This is a genomic window from Streptomyces sp. NPDC051104, from assembly GCF_040682835.1.
GTDB lineage: Bacteria > Actinomycetota > Actinomycetes > Streptomycetales > Streptomycetaceae > Streptomyces > Streptomyces cynarae.
In genome coordinates this window covers 888,332-902,778 of the sequence record NZ_JBFBBS010000001.1, presented here as the reverse complement: position 1 = coordinate 902,778, position 14,447 = coordinate 888,332, and the positions used below count along the sequence as shown (strand labels likewise).

General features: G+C 69.7%; 13 protein-coding genes. 12 read left to right on the top strand and 1 reads right to left on the bottom strand.

The features are described from left to right. Positions 1-46 precede the first annotated feature (46 nt). Positions 47-1,837: an FAD-dependent oxidoreductase gene (locus AB0N14_RS04395; RefSeq protein ID WP_366024170.1), complete on the top strand. Its 1,791-nt coding sequence runs from the start codon at positions 47-49 to the stop codon at positions 1,835-1,837. Between the two features lie 87 nt (positions 1,838-1,924). Here AB0N14_RS04395 and AB0N14_RS04390 read toward each other — a convergent pair whose 3' ends face one another. After that, the gene (locus tag AB0N14_RS04390; RefSeq protein WP_366024169.1) at positions 1,925-2,746 is read right to left on the bottom strand and encodes a C40 family peptidase; all 822 of its coding nucleotides are present in this window, start codon (positions 2,744-2,746) and stop codon (positions 1,925-1,927) included. An 806-nt stretch (positions 2,747-3,552) separates the two neighbouring features. On the opposite strand from AB0N14_RS04390, the gene AB0N14_RS04385 reads away from it, so the two are divergent. From AB0N14_RS04385 to nuoK, 11 genes are read left to right on the top strand one after another with little or no spacing between them, the layout of a single operon-like run. Next, positions 3,553-3,912, top strand: coding sequence for an NADH-quinone oxidoreductase subunit A (locus tag AB0N14_RS04385; RefSeq protein ID WP_003992243.1), 360 nt, complete (start codon positions 3,553-3,555; stop codon positions 3,910-3,912). Positions 3,913-3,925: 13 nt separating this feature from the next. Then, positions 3,926-4,480, top strand: a complete 555-nt coding sequence (locus AB0N14_RS04380; RefSeq protein WP_007383964.1) for an NADH-quinone oxidoreductase subunit B family protein — start codon at positions 3,926-3,928, stop codon at positions 4,478-4,480. Further along, positions 4,477-5,268 carry an NADH-quinone oxidoreductase subunit C gene (locus AB0N14_RS04375; RefSeq protein WP_366024168.1) on the top strand — a complete coding sequence of 264 codons (792 nt, stop codon included), beginning with the start codon at positions 4,477-4,479 and terminating at the stop codon, positions 5,266-5,268. The genes AB0N14_RS04380 and AB0N14_RS04375 overlap by 4 nt, the downstream gene beginning before the upstream one ends. After that, the gene (locus AB0N14_RS04370; protein WP_366024167.1) at positions 5,265-6,596 is read left to right on the top strand and encodes an NADH-quinone oxidoreductase subunit D; all 1,332 of its coding nucleotides are present in this window, start codon (positions 5,265-5,267) and stop codon (positions 6,594-6,596) included. The genes AB0N14_RS04375 and AB0N14_RS04370 overlap by 4 nt, the downstream gene beginning before the upstream one ends. Continuing rightward, positions 6,593-7,468, top strand: coding sequence for an NADH-quinone oxidoreductase subunit NuoE (gene nuoE / locus AB0N14_RS04365; RefSeq protein WP_366024166.1), 876 nt, complete (start codon positions 6,593-6,595; stop codon positions 7,466-7,468). Before AB0N14_RS04370 ends, nuoE begins: the two co-directional genes overlap by 4 nt. After that, positions 7,468-8,817: an NADH-quinone oxidoreductase subunit NuoF gene (nuoF, locus tag AB0N14_RS04360; protein ID WP_366024165.1), complete on the top strand. Its 1,350-nt coding sequence runs from the start codon at positions 7,468-7,470 to the stop codon at positions 8,815-8,817. The genes nuoE and nuoF overlap by 1 nt, the downstream gene beginning before the upstream one ends. After that, positions 8,814-11,318: an NADH-quinone oxidoreductase subunit G gene (locus AB0N14_RS04355; RefSeq protein ID WP_366024164.1), complete on the top strand. Its 2,505-nt coding sequence runs from the start codon at positions 8,814-8,816 to the stop codon at positions 11,316-11,318. The genes nuoF and AB0N14_RS04355 overlap by 4 nt, the downstream gene beginning before the upstream one ends. Then, positions 11,315-12,679: an NADH-quinone oxidoreductase subunit NuoH gene (gene nuoH, locus AB0N14_RS04350; protein ID WP_366024163.1), complete on the top strand. Its 1,365-nt coding sequence runs from the start codon at positions 11,315-11,317 to the stop codon at positions 12,677-12,679. The genes AB0N14_RS04355 and nuoH overlap by 4 nt, the downstream gene beginning before the upstream one ends. Continuing rightward, positions 12,672-13,313 carry an NADH-quinone oxidoreductase subunit NuoI gene (nuoI, locus tag AB0N14_RS04345; protein ID WP_366024162.1) on the top strand — a complete coding sequence of 214 codons (642 nt, stop codon included), beginning with the start codon at positions 12,672-12,674 and terminating at the stop codon, positions 13,311-13,313. Before nuoH ends, nuoI begins: the two co-directional genes overlap by 8 nt. Continuing rightward, a complete protein-coding gene (locus AB0N14_RS04340) occupies positions 13,310-14,149 on the top strand; it encodes an NADH-quinone oxidoreductase subunit J (RefSeq protein WP_366024161.1) in 840 nt (279 codons plus the stop codon). The genes nuoI and AB0N14_RS04340 overlap by 4 nt, the downstream gene beginning before the upstream one ends. Beyond that, positions 14,146-14,445 carry an NADH-quinone oxidoreductase subunit NuoK gene (gene nuoK / locus AB0N14_RS04335; RefSeq protein ID WP_023547474.1) on the top strand — a complete coding sequence of 100 codons (300 nt, stop codon included), beginning with the start codon at positions 14,146-14,148 and terminating at the stop codon, positions 14,443-14,445. The genes AB0N14_RS04340 and nuoK overlap by 4 nt, the downstream gene beginning before the upstream one ends. The last annotated feature ends 2 nt before the right edge of the window (positions 14,446-14,447 follow it).

The following is a 14,447-nucleotide window of genomic DNA, read 5'->3' as shown; positions in this document are numbered from 1 at the left end:
CCGCGACCTTCCGTCGCGGTCCGTCTCTCCCTACCCTCCGGTGCCCATGACAACAGAACACCAGGGACCCACCCGCAGACGCTTCCTCGCAGGGGCCGGAGGAGCCGCCGCCGCTGTCTCGTTATGGCCCGGCGGCAGCGCCCGTGCCGCCGCCCGCAGGCACGTCGCCGTGCTCGGCGGCGGTGTCTCGGGGCTCAGCGCCGCCCAGGAACTCGCCGAGCGCGGCTATGCCGTCACCGTCTACGAGTACTACGACGTCCTCGGCGGCAAGGCCCGCTCCATGGACGTGCCCGGTACGGGGACCGGCGGCCGCAAGCCCCTGCCGGGCGAGCACGGCTTCCGGTTCTTCCCCGGTTTCTACCGGAACCTGCCGGACACCATGCGCCGCATCCCCTTCCCCGGCAATGCGAACGGCGTCCACGACAACCTGCGCAGTGGCACCGAGGAGTTGTTCGCCCGCAGCTCCGGCCGCCCCGACCTGCACTTCCCCCTGCGCCGGGTCACCACCCCGCCGGCCCCCGGCGACATCACCCCGTCCTGGCTCCGCGACCAGATCCTGTCCGTACTGGACCTGGGCACCCACCTCCCCGCCCACGAGGCCGCATACTTCGCCGACCGCCTCCTGGTCCACCTCACCAGCTGCGACGCCCGCCGCGAGGACCAGTGGGAGAAGACGTCCTGGTGGGAGTTCATCCGGGCCGAGGAGATGAGCGCGGAGTACCAGACCCTCCTCGGCATCGGCCAGACCCGCAACCTCGTCGCCACGCGCGCGGAGGTGGCGTCCACGCGCACGGTCGGCCGCGTCATCATCGAGGCCCTCATCCTCTGGGGCCTGCTCGGCCGCGGCCTGGACGGTGACGCCGACATCGACCGCGTCCTCAACGCCCCTACCAGCGAGGCCTGGATCGACCCCTGGGCCGCGCACCTGCGCTCCCTCGGTGTCGAGTTCGTGCTCGGCACCGAGGTCCGTGAGGTGGGCTACGCGGGCGGGCGCGTCACCGGCGTGAGGGTCGCCGCGCGCGACGGAGGGGACGAGCGCACCGTCACCGCCGACCACTACGTCTCCGCGATGCCCGTCGAGCACGCCCGCCGCACCTGGGGCGCCGCCCTGCGCGCCGCCGACCCGCAGCTCGCCCGGTGCGACGCGCTCAAGACGGACTGGATGACCGGGGTGCAGTTCTATCTGCGCACGCCCACGCCCGTCGTCCACGGGCACATCAACTGCCTGGACTCACCCTGGTCGGTGACCGGGATCGGGCAGGCGCAGTTCTGGGACGTACGGGACCTCTCGCGGGACTACGGCGACGGTCAGGCCCGGGACTGCCTGTCCGCGATCATCTCGGAGTGGGACAAGCCCGGCATCCTGTTCGGCAAGCCGGCCCGCGAGTGCACCAAGGAGGAGATCGTCGCCGAGCTGTGGGCCCAGCTGAAGGACGGACTCAACGACTCCGGCAAGACCACGCTGTGGGACGAGGACCGCCTCGGCTGGTTCATGGACCCGGCGGTGACCGGTCTCGGCGGCCCGGACCCGCAGAACCGCGAGCCGCTCCTCATCCATCCGACGGGCACGCTCTACAACCGCCCCTCGGCGAGGACCGCCGTACCGAATTTCTTCCTCGCGGGCGACTACGTCCGGACGGATGTGGACCTGGCGACGATGGAGGGCGCCAACGAGTCGGCGCGCAGGGCCGTCAACGCACTGCTGGACGCGGACGGCGCGGACGCCGAGCGGTGCCGGATCTGGGAGCTGTACCGCCCGCCGGAGCTGGAGCCCCTCAAGCGGGTCGACGAGGTGCGCTATCGGCTCGGCCTGCCGAACACGTTCGACGTGGGGTGAGCGGAGTCGGCCGGGGATGAGCCGGGAGGGCCGTCGCCTCGAACGGGCGGCGGCCCTGCAATCCCCGTACCGCTTACGACGGCTCGGTCAGAGCACGCGGACCGCGCCGGACGGCGGGTCGTAGGACAGCGGGTGCTCCCCGACGCCGCTGGAGGGGTTCTGCGCGCCGACGAACATGCCGTCGCCCACGTACACCGCGACGTGGTAGGCGCTGCCCGCGCTGCCCCAGTACAGGATGTCCCCGGGCTGCAGGTTGCTCAGCGAGACCTGGGTGCCGGCCGTCGACTGGTCCTGGGAGACCCGCGGAAGGTTGATCCCGACCTGCTTGAAGGCCGTCTGCACCAGGCCGGAGCAGTCGTACGCCGACGGACCGGTGGCGCCGGATACGTACGCCTTGCCGATCTGCGCCTTGACGAAGGCGACGACCTCCGCGACCGAACCGGTGGCCGTGGAGGAGCTCGTCGAGACGCTGGTCGAGGCGGCGGTGAGGACGGTGCGCTCGGCGCTGCGCGAGGCGGCCTCCGCCTGCTTGCGCTCCGCCTCGGCCTTCCGCTTGGCCTCGGCCTTCCGCTTGGCCTCGGCCTCCTTCTTCTTGGCCTCCGCGAGGTCCGCCTTCGCCTGCTTCGCGGCGTTCGCGGCGGCTGCGTCACGCTCGACCTGCAGTTGGTAGTTGGCCGCGGCCTGCTGGGTGGCCGCCGCGGACTGTGCGACCTGCGTGGCCACGTCGGCCGTCAGGATCGGCAGCTCGAGCGTCTGGGTCACCGGCTCCGCGGCGTCGGCCGATGCCGAGGCCCCGGCCACGGCCAGGGTGCTGAGGACACCACCGGCGACTGAGGCCCGCATCGCGATGGTCGACGCGCTGCGGTTGCGGGGCTTCCGGTGGCTGCGTATGTGAGCGGTGTGGGACATGGGGACAAGCGGTACCAGGGACTCCTCCATACCTTCAAGAAACGTGTGGTGCGCCACAGTTGTTCAATCGACGGCCTGAATCCCGGGCGTGTCATTCTTTATTGACGCCGTAACGGGCAAAGCGGACAGTGGCGATCAAGCCTGTGATCATGGGCTTTCGTCGTTACGTCCTGAATTGCTCCGGGCCTACCACCGGTTGGGGCAGATGGCCAAGCCCGCTTTATTGAACCCTCACACAGGTGTGGCGCAGGTCACGGAACGGTCACTGGCGCGAGGGCGTCTCGCGCGCGCAGCGGGCCCCTCGGTCCGTGCGCCTGCCCCTGCCGCTTGTGAATGCATGCACCTCTGTGCGTGAAGCCGCCCCTCTGCTCGTGAACGCGCGCACACGTCCACATTCGCCCCCGCTCCTCCCTCTGAAGTGTGAACGGGCGCCCTTATCAAGGGTTCTGGTTCAGCGCCAATTTGCTTTGAACCCTTGGCGTTTGATAGTGCGAGATCGCCTCTACCAGCGGAGACGCGGGAAAATGTCACCTCTTGGTGATCACTCGACTGCTTCGCGTACGTAGATCACCGCTCATCCGACTTCATGATCGTTCGCCTGGTGGTGGAGATCACAAAGTACGTGCTGACCCCCGTGTCGCAGATCACACACCCGCGGGCATAAGATGCACGGCAGTTGGGCTTGTGACCTGCTTCACATGTCCGCGATCTTCGCTGGGGCGAGCGGGGCTTTCGGGACATGTGGGACGGATGTGAGCCCAGCGCAACCGCCAGCAGTCAGTGCCGACTGAGAGGAGCGAGGAGCGGTGAACGCGTATGCGCCCATCCTCGTACTGGGAGCCCTCGGGGCAGGCTTTGCGATCTTCTCCGTGGTCATGGCCACGCTGATCGGTCCGAAGCGGTACAACCGCGCCAAGCTCGAGGCCTACGAGTGCGGTATCGAGCCGACCCCCACGCCGGCCGGCGGCGGGCGCTTCCCGATCAAGTACTACCTGACGGCGATGCTCTTCATCGTCTTCGACATCGAGATCGTCTTCCTCTACCCCTGGGCCGTCACCTTCGACGCCCTGGGGATCTTCGGGCTCGTGGAGATGCTGCTCTTCGTGCTCACCGTCTTCGTCGCGTACGCGTACGTATGGCGGCGCGGCGGCCTGGAATGGGACTGAGGGGCCTTACGTCATGGGACTCGAAGAAAAGCTGCCGAGCGGTTTCCTTCTGACCACCGTCGAGCAGGCCGCGGGCTGGGTGCGCAAGGCGTCGGTCTTCCCCGCCACCTTCGGCCTCGCCTGCTGCGCCATCGAGATGATGACCACCGGCGCCGGCCGCTACGACCTGGCGCGCTTCGGCATGGAGGTCTTCCGCGGCTCGCCCCGCCAGGCGGATCTGATGATCGTCGCGGGCCGGGTCAGCCAGAAGATGGCGCCGGTCCTCAGGCAGGTCTACGACCAGATGCCGAACCCCAAGTGGGTGATCTCGATGGGCGTGTGCGCCTCCTCGGGCGGCATGTTCAACAACTACGCGATCGTCCAGGGCGTCGACCACATCGTCCCCGTCGACATCTACCTGCCCGGCTGCCCGCCACGGCCCGAGATGCTGATGGACGCGATCCTCAAGCTGCACCAGAAGATCCAGTCCTCCAAGCTCGGCGTCAACGCCGAGGAGGCGGCCCGTGAGGCGGAGGAAGCGGCGCTCAAGGCCCTGCCGACGATCGAGATGAAGGGGCTGCTGCGATGAGCGACGCGAACCGCAACGGCGCGGGCGCGCACCCGGGTGGCGTGAACGGCAACGGGGTGAACGGCAACGGCGTCAATCCCGAGAAGGACCTCGGCGCCGCCAACCTCCCCGGCCGGCGCGGCGAGGGCGGCGAGGAGATCCGCGTCCAGCGCGGCATGTTCGGCGCCGACAACGGCGGCGACACCTCCGGCTACGGCGGCCTGGTCCGCTCCATCCGCCTCCCGGGCGCGGCCACCCGCCCCTACGGGGGCTGGTTCGACGAGGTCGCCGACGAGCTGGAGGGCGCCCTGGAGGAGCAGGGCCTCGTCCCCGGGAACGCCATCGAGAAGACCGTCGTCGACCGCGGCGAGCTGACGTTCCACATCGAACGCGAGTACCTTCTCGCCGTAGCCCAGACCCTCCGCGACGACCCGGCGCTCCGCTTCGAGCTGTGCACGGGCGTGAGCGGAGTGCACTACCCCGGCGACAAGGGCCGCGAGCTGCACGCCGTCTACCACCTGCGCTCGATCACCCACAACCGGCTGATCCGCCTGGAGGTCAGCGCCCCCGACGCCGACCCGCACGTCCCGTCGCTCGTGTCCGTGTATCCCACGAACGACTGGCACGAACGCGAGACGTACGACTTCTTCGGCCTGGTCTTCGACGGCCACCCGGCGCTGACGCGGATCATGATGCCGGACGACTGGCAGGGCCATCCGCAGCGCAAGGACTACCCCCTCGGCGGCATCCCCGTCGAGTACAAGGGCGCCCAGATCCCGGCTCCGGACCAGCGGAGGTCGTACTCATGAGCACGCACACCCCGTCCTCCGCGTCCGCACGCGAGACCACGGAAGGCACCGTCTACACGGTCACCGGCGGTGACTGGGACGAGGTCGTCGAGTCCGTGACCCGTGCCGACGACGAGCGCCTGATCGTCAACATGGGCCCGCAGCACCCGTCCACGCACGGCGTGCTGAGGCTCATCCTGGAGATCGAGGGCGAGACGGTCACCGAGGCCCGCTGCGGCATCGGCTACCTGCACACCGGCATCGAGAAGAACCTCGAGTACCGCACGTGGACGCAGGGCACCACGTTCGTGACGCGCATGGACTACCTGACGCCGTTCTTCAACGAGACGGCGTACTGCCTCGCCGTGGAGAGGCTCCTCGGCATCGAGGACCAGGTCCCGGACCGCGCCTCGGTCATCCGGGTGCTCCTGATGGAGCTGAACCGGCTCTCCTCCCACCTGGTGTGCATCGCCACCGGAGGCATGGAGCTCGGCGCCACCACGATCATGATCTACGGCTTCCGCGACCGGGAGATGATCCTCGACATCTACGAGCTGATCACCGGCCTGCGGATGAACCACGCCTACGTCCGCCCCGGCGGACTCGCCCAGGACCTGCCGCCGGGCGCCGTGGACCAGATCCGCGAGTTCGTGAAGAAGATGAAGAAGAACCTCCCGGAGTACGACAAGCTCGCCACCGGGAACCCCATCTTCAAGGCCCGCATGCAGGACATCGGCTACCTGGACCTCGCGGGCTGCATGGCCCTCGGCGCCACGGGGCCGATCCTGCGCTCCGCCGGCCTGCCGCACGACCTGCGCAAGACACAGCCCTACTGCGGCTACGAGACGTACGACTTCGACGTCCCGACCGCCGACACCTGCGACGCCTACGGCCGCTTCCTCGTCCGCCTGGAGGAGATGCGCCAGTCGGTCGGGATCATCGAGCAGTGCCTGGACCGGCTGCAGCCCGGCCCGGTCATGGTCGCCGACAAGAAGATCGCCTGGCCCGCCCAGCTCGCCCTGGGACCGGACGGGCTCGGCAACTCCCTGGACCACATCAAGAGGATCATGGGCACCTCCATGGAGGCCCTGATCCACCACTTCAAGCTGGTGACCGAGGGCTTCCGCGTCCCGCCGGGACAGGCGTACGCGGCGGTCGAGTCGCCCAAGGGCGAGCTCGGCGTGCACGCCGTCTCCGACGGCGGCACCCGCCCCTACCGGGTCCACTTCCGCGACCCGTCCTTCACCAACCTGCAGGCCATGGCGGCGATGTGCGAGGGCGGCCAGGTCGCCGACGTCATCGTCGCCGTCGCGTCCATCGACCCCGTGATGGGAGGCGTCGACCGGTGACCACCTCTTCTTCTCAGCGGGGCGTCAGTCTGGGCATGCCCGAACTGCCCGCGCCCGACTACCCGGACGACGTGCGGGCCCGGCTGGAGCGGGACGCGCACGAGATCATCGCCCGCTACCCGGACTCCCGGTCCGCCCTCCTGCCGCTGCTGCACCTGGTGCAGTCGGAGGAGGGCCATGTCACGCGCACCGGAATGCGGTTCTGCGCCGAGGTGCTGGGCCTGACCACGGCCGAGGTCACCGCGGTCGCCACCTTCTACACCATGTACCGGCGGCGGCCCTCCGGTGACTACCAGGTGGGCGTCTGCACCAACACCCTGTGCGCCGTCATGGGCGGCGACGCCATCTTCGAGGCCCTCCAGGAGCACCTGGGCGTCGGCAACGGCGAGACCACCGACGACGGCAAGGTCACCCTGGAGCACATCGAGTGCAACGCGGCCTGCGACTACGCGCCGGTCGTGATGGTCAACTGGGAGTTCTTCGACAACCAGACCCCCGAGACCGCCAGGCGCCTCGTCGACGACCTGCGCGCGGGACGGCAGGTCGCTCCCACCCGCGGTGCCCCCTTGTGCACCTTCAAGGAGACCGCCCGGATGCTGGCCGGCTTCCCCGACGAACGGGACGGGGCCGTCGAGGCGACCGGCAGCGCGGGTCCGGCCTCCCTGGTCGGGCTGCGGCTGGCCAAGGGGGAGTCCCCCGCCGCGCGCGTGGTGCACCCGCGGGACGGCGGGCCGCACGACGAGGCCGGGGACACGGCCGTGCACGAGCCGTCGCCGTCCGAGCACCTCAGTTCGCACGACGCGCCGCAGGACACATCGGCCTCCGACCCGGCCCACCCGGCCGGGCCCGTAGCCGACGAGGGAGGGCAGTGATGACCTTGGCACCCGAGCTCAACGAGACCAGCCCCGAGAAGCTGCTCGTGCCCGTGCTGTCGGCCTTCTGGGACGAGGAGAGGTCCTGGACGCTGGACGTCTACCGCAGTCACGACGGCTACGAAGGGCTCCGCAAGGCGCTCGCCATGTCGCCGGACGACGTGATCGCGTACGTCAAGGACTCCGGACTGCGCGGGCGCGGCGGCGCGGGATTCCCCACGGGAATGAAGTGGCAGTTCATTCCCCAGGGTGACGGCAAGCCTCACTATCTGGTTGTCAACGCCGACGAATCGGAGCCCGGAACCTGCAAGGACATCCCGCTCCTCTTCGCGAACCCGCACAGCCTCATCGAGGGCATCGTCATCGCGTGCTACGCCATCAGGTCGTCGCATGCCTTCATCTATCTGCGTGGTGAAGTCGTCCCCGTACTGCGGCGGTTGCACTCGGCCGTGCGCGAGGCCTACGCGGCGGGCTACCTGGGCGAGGACATCCTGGGCAGCGGGCTCGATCTCGACGTCACCGTGCACGCGGGCGCGGGCGCCTACATCTGCGGTGAGGAGACCGCACTGCTCGACTCGCTCGAAGGCCGCCGTGGTCAACCGCGGCTCCGTCCCCCCTTCCCTGCGGTCGCGGGCCTCTACGCGTGCCCGACTGTTGTGAACAACGTCGAGTCGATCGCGTCGGTTCCCGCGATCCTGAACCGGGGCAAGGAATGGTTCCGGTCGATGGGCAGCGACAAGTCGCCCGGCTTCACGCTGTACTCGCTCAGCGGCCATGTGGCCAACCCCGGCCAGTACGAGGCCCCGCTCGGCATCACGCTGCGGCAGCTCCTCGACATGAGCGGCGGCATGCGGCCCGGCCACCGGCTGAAGTTCTGGACGCCGGGCGGCTCCTCCACGCCGATGTTCACCGAGGAGCACCTCGACGTCGCGCTGGACTACGAGGGCGTGGGCGCCGCCGGGTCCATGCTCGGCACCAAGGCCCTGCAGTGCTTCGACGAGACGACCTGCGTGGTGCGGGCCGTCACCCGCTGGACCGAGTTCTACGCGCACGAGTCCTGCGGCAAGTGCACGCCCTGCCGGGAGGGCACCTACTGGCTCGTGCAGTTGCTGCGGGACATCGAGGCGGGCAAGGGCGTCATGTCCGACCTCGACAAGCTCGCCGACATCGCCGACAACATCAACGGCAAGTCCTTCTGCGCCCTCGGCGACGGCGCCGCCTCGCCGATCTTCTCCTCCCTCAAGTACTTCCGCGAGGAGTACGAGGACCACATCACGGGCCGGGGCTGCCCCTTCGACCCGGCCAAGTCCACGGCCTGGGCGGACAAGCCCGCGGAGGTGACCGCATGACTGTGACCACCAGCGCTCCCTCAGGTGGGGGAGAGGCGGCGGTCCCGCCGGAGGACCTCGTCACGCTGACGATCGACGGCGTCGAGATCAGCGTGCCCAAGGGCACCCTGGTCATCCGCGCCGCCGAACAGCTCGGCATCGAGATCCCCCGCTTCTGCGACCACCCCCTGCTCGACCCGGCCGGCGCCTGCCGCCAGTGCATCGTCGAGGTCGAGGGCCAGCGCAAGCCCATGGCGTCCTGCACGATCACGTGTACGGACGGGATGGTCGTGAAGACGCACCTCACCTCGCCCGTCGCCGAGAAGGCCCAGAAGGGTGTGATGGAGCTCCTGCTCATCAACCACCCGCTCGACTGCCCCGTCTGCGACAAGGGCGGCGAGTGCCCGCTGCAGAACCAGGCGATGTCGCACGGCAACGCCGAGTCCCGCTTCGACGGGAAGAAGCGGACGTACGAGAAGCCGGTCCCGATCTCCACGCAGGTGCTGCTCGACCGTGAGCGGTGCGTGCTGTGCGCCCGCTGCACCCGGTTCTCCAACCAGATCGCGGGCGACCCGATGATCGAGCTGCTGGAGCGGGGCGCACTGCAGCAGGTCGGCACCGGAGAGGGTGATCCCTTCGAGTCGTACTTCTCCGGGAACACCATCCAGATCTGCCCGGTCGGTGCGCTGACCTCGGCGGCGTACCGCTTCCGCTCCCGCCCCTTCGACCTCGTCTCGTCCCCCTCGGTCTGCGAGCACTGCTCCGGCGGCTGCGCGACCCGCACCGACCACCGGCGCGGCAAGGTCATGCGGCGCCTGGCCGCCTACGACCCCGAGGTCAACGAGGAGTGGATCTGCGACAAGGGGCGGTTCGCGTTCCGGTACGCGCAGATGAAGGACCGGCTCGATGTGCCGCTGGTGCGGCGCGAGAGCGGTGAGCTGGAGCCCGCGTCCTGGCCCGAGGCGCTGGACATCGCCGCCCGGGGGCTGCTCGCCGCGCGGGGCCGGGCCGGGGTGCTCACCGGCGGCCGGCTGACCGTGGAGGACGCCTACGCGTACAGCAAGTTCGCGCGCGTGGCGCTCGACACGAACGACATCGACTTCCGCGCGCGCGTGCTCAGCGGCGAAGAGGCCGACTTCCTGGCCGCCCGGATCGCCGGACGCGGCCGCGACCTCGACGGTACGGGCGTCACGTACACCTCCCTCGAGAAGGCGCCCGCCGTCCTGCTCGTCGGGTTCGAGTCCGAGGAGGAGGCGCCCGGCGTCTTCCTGCGGCTGCGCAAGGCCTGGCGGGGGCACGGCCAGCAGGTGTTCGCTCTCGCCACGCACGCCACCCGGGGCCTGGAGAAGGCCGGCGGCACCCTGCTGCCCGCCGCGCCCGGGACCGAGACCGAGTGGCTGGACGCGCTGGCCGGACGGGTCGGCCTGGAGGAGGACGGCGTACGGGCCGCGGAGGCGCTGCGCACCGAGGGCGCCGTGATCGTCGTCGGTGAGCGCCTCGCCGCCGTGGCGGGCGGCCTCACCGCCGCCGTCCGCACCGCGGCCGCCACCGGGGCCCGGCTGGCGTGGATCCCGCGCCGGGCCGGAGAACGGGGCGCGGTCGAGGTGGGCGCGCTGCCCCCGCTGCTGCCGGGCGGGCGTCCGGCCACCGACCCGCGGGCGCGGGAGGAGGTGGCCGCCGTCTGGGGCGTCGCCGACCTTCCGCACCGCTACGGCCGGGACACGGGCCAAATCGTCGAGGCGGCGGCCGCCGGCGAGCTGCGCGCCCTGGTCGTGGCCGGCGTCGAGGTCGCCGACCTGCCGGATCCGGCACGCGCGCGTGAAGCACTGTCCGAGGTGGACTTCCTGGTCTCCCTGGAACTGCGGCCCGGCGAGGTCACCGAGCGCGCGGACGTGGTGCTGCCGGTCGCGGCGGCCGCCGAGAAGGCCGGCACCTTCCTCAACTGGGAGGGCAGGGCACGATTCTTCGAGGCCACGCTCAAGCCCGACCAGATGACCCGCCCGCTGATGCCGACCGACGCGCGCGTGCTGCAGATGCTCGCCGACGCGATGGACGTGCACCTGGGGCTGCCCGATCTGCGCACGATCCGCGTGGAGCTGGACCGCCTCGGCGCCTGGGACGGTCCGCGGGCCGCCAACCCTCTGGAGATCGGCGGACAGCTGCCCCGCCCGGCCGCCGGGGAGGCCGTGCTCGCCGGCCACCGGCTGCTGCTCGACCAGGGCCGCCTCCAGGACGGCGACGAGGCGCTCGCCGGTACCCGGCACGCGGCACGCGCGCGTCTGTCCGCCGCCACCGCCGCCGAGGCGGGCGTCGAGGACGGCGACCCGCTGGCCGTGCGCGGCCCGTCCGGAACCGTCGAACTCCCGCTGCAGATCACCGAGATGCCCGACCGCGTCGTCTGGCTCCCGATGAACTCCACGGGCGGCGGCGTCCCCTCCGACACCGGGGCACAGCCCGGCACCCTCGTCCGCATCGGCCCGGCGACGCCCGCCGCCGAAGCCCCCAAGGAGGTGGAGGCATGAGCCCGTACCTCGCCGCTGAAGACCTCTCCATGTTCGGCCACGACCCCTGGTGGCTGGTCGTCATCAAGGCGGTGTTCTGTTTCGCCTTCCTGATGGTGACCGTGCTGTTCTCCATCGTCTGGGAGCGCAAGGTCGTCGCCTGGATGCAGCTTCGCATCGGCCCCAACCGGCACGGCCCCTGGGGCATGCTCCAGTCGCTCGCCGACGGCGTGAAGCTGATGCTGAAGGAAGACCTCATCGTCAAGCGCGCGGACAAGGTGGTCTACATTCTCGCGCCGATCGTCGCGGCCATCCCGGCCTTCATGGCGATCGCGGTGATCCCCTTCGGGCCCGCCGGCAACGAGATCTCGATCTTCGGGCACCGCACCACGATGCAGCTCACCGACCTGCCGATCGCGATGCTCTACATCCTCGCGGTCGCCTCGGTCGGCATCTACGGCATCGTGCTGGCGGGCTGGAGTTCCGGCTCCACCTACCCGCTCCTCGGCGGCCTGCGCTCCTGCGCGCAGATGATCTCCTACGAGATCGCCATGGGCGCCGCCTTCGCCTCCGTGTTCCTCTACTCGGGGTCGATGTCGACGTCGAGGATCGTCGAGGCGCAGCACGACCGCTGGTACATCCTGCTGCTGCCGGTGTCGTTCATCATCTACATCGTCACGATGGTCGGCGAGACCAACCGCGCCCCCTTCGACATGCCGGAGTCCGAGGGCGACCTGGTCGGCGGCTTCAACACCGAGTACTCGTCGATCAAGTTCGCGATGTTCATGCTCGCCGAGTACGTCAACATGGTGACGGTCTCGGCCGTGTCCACCACCCTCTTCCTGGGCGGCTGGCGCGCCCCGTGGCCGATCAGCACGGTCTGGGAGGGCGCGAACCACGGCTGGTGGCCGCTGCTCTGGTTCGTCATCAAGGTCCAGCTGCTGCTGTTCTTCTTCATCTGGCTGCGCGGCACGCTCCCGCGCGTCCGCTACGACCAGCTGATGAAGCTCGGCTGGAAGGTCCTCATCCCGGTCTCCGTGGTCTGGCTGATGCTCGTCGCGACGGTACGGGCGCTTCGCAACGAGAACTACGGGTTCGGCGACATCGCGCTGTACGTCGCGGGCGGAGTCCTCGCGCTGCTCCTGCTGTCGTTCGTCGTCGACATGTTCCGCGCGAAGGACAAGGAGGCCGAGCGGCCCGCCGAGGAGCCCGCCGCCTTCGAACCGATGGCCGGCGGATTCCCCGTGCCGCCGCTGCCGGGACAGACGCTGCCACCGGTGCCCAGGCGCCGCTCCCGCCGGGAGCGGGAGCTGATTGTCAGTGGCGGACCGGAAACTGTCAGTGACGGATCTGCGGATGGAAAGGAGGCGTCCGATGGCTGACGAGCCCAAGGACACCAAGCCGGGTTTCCAGAACCCGGTGGCCGGCTTCGGCGTGACCTTCAAGGCCATGTTCAAGAAGCGGCTCACCGAGCAGTACCCGGAGCAGAAGAAGACCACGGCTCCGCGGTTCCACGGCCGGCACCAGCTCAACCGCCATCCGGACGGCCTGGAGAAGTGCATCGGCTGCGAATTGTGCGCCTGGGCGTGTCCCGCCGACGCGATCTACGTCGAGGGCGCGGACAACACGGACGAGGAGCGCTACTCCCCGGGCGAGCGGTACGGGCGGGTCTACCAGATCAACTATGCCCGCTGCATCCTGTGCGGCCTGTGCATCGAGGCGTGCCCCACGCGCGCGCTCACGATGACGAACGAGTTCGAGTTGGCCGACTCCAGCCGCGCCAACCTCATCTACACCAAGGAGCAACTGCTCGCCGGCCTCGAAGAGGGCATGGTCGACACGCCCCACGCCATCTACCCGGGGACGGACGAGCAGGACTACTACCGGGGCCTGGTGACGGAGGCCGCGCCCGGCACGGTGCGCCAGGTCGCCGTCTCGAAGGGCGAGGTCCCGCAGGAGGCCGTCTCCACCTTCGGCGAGGGCGAGCCGGCGTCGAAGAAGGTGATCGGCGGATGACTGATCTCGCGGCCTACTCCACCTCCACCGGAGAGGCCTTCCAGTTCTGGGTCCTCGGCACCGTCGCGGTGCTCGGCGCCCTCGGCACCGTCTTCATGAAGAAGGCCGTGCACAGCGCGCTGTGCCTCGCGGGCACCATGATCGTCCTGGCCGTGTTCTACCTCGCCAACGGCGCCTACTTCCTGGGGATCGTGCAGATCGTCGTCTACACCGGCGCGATCATGATGCTGTTCCTGTTCGTGGTGATGCTCGTCGGCGTCACCGCGGCGGACTCCCTGAAGGAGACCATCAAGGGGCAGCGCTGGCTGGCCCTCCTGTGCGGGCTCGGCTTCGGCGTCCTGCTGTTCGCGGGCATCGCCAACGCGTCCCTGAAGGACTTCGCCGGCACCGGCAAGGCGAACACGGGCGGCAATGTGGAGGGCCTGGCGGCCCTCATCTTCACCAAGTACGTGTTCGCCTTCGAAATCACCGGCGCCCTGCTCATCACGGCCGCCGTCGGCGCCATGGTGCTCACCCACCGCGAGCGCACCGAGCGCGCCCGCACCCAGCGCGAACTCTCCGAGCAGCGCGTACGGGAGGGCAAGCACCTTCCGCCGCTGCCGGCCCCCGGCGTCTACGCCCGGCACAACGCGGTGGACATCGCGGGCCTCCTGCCGGACGGCACCCCGTCCGAGCTGACCGTCAACAAGACGCTGCGCGCCCGCGGCCAGATCCGCGACGTGTCCGACGAGGCGATCAGCGATCTCAAGGCGCTGGAGCAGCACGCCGCCGAGCGCCTGGAGCGCACCGAGGAGAAGCGGCCGGCGCTCAAGAGGACCGAGGAGGCGTCGAAGTGAACCCGGTCAACTACCTGTATCTCGCCGCCCTGTTGTTCACGATCGGTGCCACCGGCGTACTGATCCGGCGCAACGCGATCGTGGTGTTCATGTGCATCGAGCTGATGCTCAACGCGTGCAACCTCGCGTTCGTCACCTTCTCCCGGATGCACGGCAATCTCGACGGCCAGATCATCGCCTTCTTCACGATGGTCGTCGCCGCCGCGGAGGTCGTCGTCGGGCTCGCGATCATCGTGTCGCTGTTCCGTACCCGCCATTCGGCCTCGGTCGACGACGCCAGCCTGATGAAGCTGTAAGG